Raw genomic sequence first — 4,092 nt, 5'->3', positions numbered from 1 at the left:
ACGGCAGAAACGCGGCGAAGGCTTCGAGCTGCGCACCGACGGCTGGGGCGTCATGCGGGCGGGGAAGGGGCTGTACATCAGTGCCGATGAGCAGGCTCTTGCCCAGGGCGATCTTCTGGAAATGGACGCAGCCATCGAACAACTCAGCAGTGCCCTGTCGCTGGCTCGTTCGATGAAAGCCGCTGCACTAGCCGCGCAGGTGAAACCGTGCGATCTCGACAGCCAGGCTCGCCTCAACACTGCGCTGACGGGGCTGGCGAAGCCTGGAGTGCTGCTGCATGCCCCCGATGGCGTGGGCATCCTCAGCCCCAGCACCGTTTGCGTGTCTTCCGGCAGCGAGAGTGTGGGTGTGATGGCGGGGCACAACCTGGATTTCAGTGCCGGCCGAGACCTGACCGCCGTTGCGCAGGAGTCGGTCAGTGTCCTGGCCCAATCGGCCGGCATGCAACTCAAGGCCGCGCACGGCAATGTCGACCTGCACGCCCAGGACGGCGACCTGCATGCGCTGGCAAGCGATGAACTCAGGATAGAGAGCACCGGTGGGCGGGTCGAGATAACCGCCCCTGAAGAGTTGGTACTGCATTGCGCGGGTGCCTACATCCGTATCAAGGGCGGAGAAATAGAGCTGGGTGCGCCCGGGAACATCTACCACAAGGTGGCGAATGTCCAAAAGCTCGGCAGTGCAAGCCTGACGACCCCGGCAACCCCCTTACCCGGCGGGTACAGCGCCAGCTATGTGCTTAAGAACGACGCGCAGGTGGCCATGCCCTTCACCAGCTACCGGATAACAACTTCGGCAGGTGAAGTATTCAGCGGCGTTACGGACAAAGACGGCAAAACCATGGCTGTCCATACCCTGGCGCCGGATAACTTGAAACTTGAACTCCCCCAGTCGGAGGACTGGATCGGATTCTTCGGACCAGAGGGCATGAGTTACGAAGGTATAGCGTGCAAGGCGACCATGGACGATGGCTCGGTGTTGGAAGGCCGGTTTGATGCTGACAATAAAGTACGGTTCACCTCCATAACGGGCAGCTCTTGCATCGCTCTCGAACTTGAGGGGCTGGACCGAAGTGAAGAACTTCCCAGTGCCGCAGCAGCCATGATACGGACGCTTGGGGAGTAGAACCGTGGACTCTTTCTATCGTTATTACTTGTACAAAGAATATCACCCGGCCGATGAGTCGGTTCTTGAAAAAGCCCTCGAAGCACTCGAGGGGGCGGCAATCAAGTTTTCTACTGATGCAATCAGTGATGCCAATCAGAGAGGGAACTACAACAAGAACATGCGGCGTGTGGTCGAGACGGTCAAAAGTGAGGTCAAGTCGGGCCGAATCAGCGTAAAGGAGGCTGCCGAGTTCTGCTATGAAATGCGGAACAAGATCATGGCGGAAACAAGGGCAAAGACTTCCGTTCAGGGGTTGGCGATAGCGGAGCGGCGAAAGCGTATTCCCCCTGAGCTTATTGATCTTCTCGATAAGTACGCCGTTGAACAATTTGGGAAGAAGTTCGCAGCGCTCACGGCCGGGCAGAAGAGCACGGTCCACTACACCATCGTCGAGTCTGCGGCGCGACCGGATGCTGTAATCAATACAACGAACAAGGTACTCAAGGTCGCGGGAAAAGTGGCGATTATCGTAACGATAATCTACGCCGGGTATGAGATTGCCAATGCCGAGAACAAAAAGAAAGAAACGATAAGGCAGGCGGGAACGATTGGAGGTGGAGTCCTCGGAACACTGGCGGCGGGCGCTCTGGTTTCAACGGCTTGCGGCCCCGGAGCCCCCGTTTGCGCGATCGCGCTCATGCTGGCCGGCGGTGTGGCCGGTGGTTTTGTGGCGTCATCCACCCTGGATTATTTTGATGATGAAATCGAAGAATTCACCAGATGGGCAATTAGATAAAGCCCCGCTGTGGATTGCCTTGTCCGATATGTTTGTAGACAGCGAAACCAACTATGCATGCATAGCACGTGTGGCAAGGAACTATCCCTTACCCGATGTCGAGTTTGCATTGTTCGAGCGGGTGGCACCTGTGTGCATCGGGAATATGTTTTCCCCCGTGCCCCCGATCTGGGGTGGGTTTCATGAAAAACAGTTGGTTGCTGATATCGAGGCGTACTCCAGGCAACGGTCCCGCCAAGGGGTGCTTGGCAGGATGGGCAGCTTTTTATTCGGGCGCTTTATAAGGCTCTACTGTTTCCATATGTGGGTTGACTTGAGAAAAGCGATCAGTGCGCCGGGCAATTAGATGGCGCGAAAGTTTGGATGTACGGCTCTCGCCTGCTGCTGATACATAGGGATGGATATGAACGGAACGCATCGCACGGACACACTCGGCACGGTCAAGGAAGTGCGAGGAGGGCCCCAGGAAAAGCACTGGATAGAGTTCGTTCTGCTTGATGAGCAGGGGGAACCATTAGTGGGCATGCCCTATCGCGCAGTAAATGACGCAACGCGAGCGCATTGCGCCCCAGAGTGTTCTGGCCAAAGCGATGCAAATGGAGTGATCCGCCTGGATGGGCTGCACCCCATTCCCATCACCCTGACGATTGCAGCCGCGCCCCTGGCCAATGCGCTGCAAACCCGCCGTCTTCGCGCGATGCGCCCTGAGCCGCAAAGGAGAGGGCTCCAGACACAGGGTTACGAGGCACCTCCCCCCGGCTGGTCGCCCATCGAGAGGCAGGCGCGGACGGCGGGCAATCTCTATCACTACCTTCGCCTTGGTCAGTTGTGCGATGGCCTGCCGCCACTCGACCCGCCTCTGCCAGATCCCCAGAAGCTGCCAGGCTTCCATTTTCCGGACCCGGGCTTCAGCGGCTTTACCGTACCGGCCGAGCAACTGAATCGCCGCCATGTCCTGGAGCTTTGCCCCTTCCGCGCCTGGCAGCTGGTGCTGCACCACCAGCCCGAGTACAGCATGGTCAATGGCTACAACCTGGGGCTGATGGCAAACCTGTCGTACAGCACCATCGTGCAGGACCAGCGCAAGAAAGCACGCCGGGCAGGTTGCGAGGTCGATCCCGAAACGCTGCCCGGCGCTGTGGAGGAGTTCTTCTTCCGCCAGTGCCTGGACCTTATGTGTACGCCGCAGATGCTCGACGCCAAGGGGCAGCAGTTCCCAGCGGTGGTGGTGGATGTACCTTTCGATGAGCGCTACACCACTGCGGTGATGCTCGACACCGTTGGGGTTGCTGCGCCTGAGGGGGCACCGGATACGCCACTGAGCATCATCCAGAACACCCAGCTCTTCTACTTCAGCAACGGGACACAGCTGGTGGTGGCCTGGCGGGGAACCCAAGAACTCATAGATTGGCTGACGGATGCCCAGTACCGCCCTCGTCTGACCGATGGCACGGACTGTGATGTGAAAATGACGACGAATAAGTGCACTTTTCTTGTTTCAGAGGGGAGTGTGCATCATGGTTTTTTGCACGCGTTTGAGATAGCGAAAAAATTGTTCGAGGATCATTTCCAAAATATTGAACAATTACTCGACGATAGGGTGCTTTTCATATGTGGCCATAGTCTCGGCGGTGCTCTGGCTCTAATTCATTCAGCTGAACTTGGAAGTCGCCTGCCGGTTCTCTACACCTATGGCATGCCCCGGGCCTTCACTCGTAAGGCCGTGGAAAGCCTGAGTGACATTGTTCATTTTCGCCATGTGAATGACGCCGATACTGTTACCAGCGTACCGCCCGAGGCCGAACTGGATAACTGGCTGTACAAGTCCTTTGGTCCGCTGGGGCCCACCCTTGGCTATACGTGGTCGGTGCCGCAGCTGTTGATCAGCAAGTTGACCGGCTTCGGCGACCCCTACTGGCACCATGGCCAGATCGCCATGCACTACCGGGCCGACCAGCATTATCTGGCCCGTCCCACAGGTGGGAACTTCCCGGCGTATCGCAGCAAGGAGGGCCTCGGCGCGCCCCACTACAGTTACGAAATCAAACGCCTTCCCGAGCGCGCCTTTCTCTACCTGGTGCCCAGCCTGGACGATGCCGCAAGCCGCTATGCCGGTGAAGAGCAGAAGGCACTGATGCAGTCGCTGGCGAAAACCAGCATGCAGCGCTACTTCCCGGCGCACACCAAC

Annotated in this window: 4 protein-coding genes; all 4 read left to right on the top strand. The window is 58.1% G+C overall.

Features of this window, described 5'->3' with window-relative positions:
- Positions 1-1,126 (top strand): DUF2345 domain-containing protein (locus tag ACYJSS_RS30610; protein WP_459481260.1); only part of this gene is annotated, 1,126 nt, incomplete at its 5' end.
- A gap of 4 nt (positions 1,127-1,130) precedes the next feature.
- A complete protein-coding gene (locus ACYJSS_RS30605) occupies positions 1,131-1,904 on the top strand; it encodes a hypothetical protein (protein WP_218281347.1) in 774 nt (257 codons plus the stop codon).
- Positions 1,864-2,250: a DUF7079 family protein gene (locus ACYJSS_RS30600; RefSeq protein ID WP_146603083.1), complete on the top strand. Its 387-nt coding sequence runs from the start codon at positions 1,864-1,866 to the stop codon at positions 2,248-2,250. The genes ACYJSS_RS30605 and ACYJSS_RS30600 overlap by 41 nt, the downstream gene beginning before the upstream one ends.
- Before the next feature lie 51 nt (positions 2,251-2,301).
- On the top strand, positions 2,302-4,092 hold a 1,791-nt coding region (locus tag ACYJSS_RS30595; protein ID WP_459481258.1), incomplete at its 3' end, for a lipase family protein.

Source organism: Pseudomonas sp. No.21 (assembly GCF_054558415.1).
Note: the sequence above shows the minus strand (reverse complement) of the source record. Positions and strands in the feature narration are given on the sequence as shown.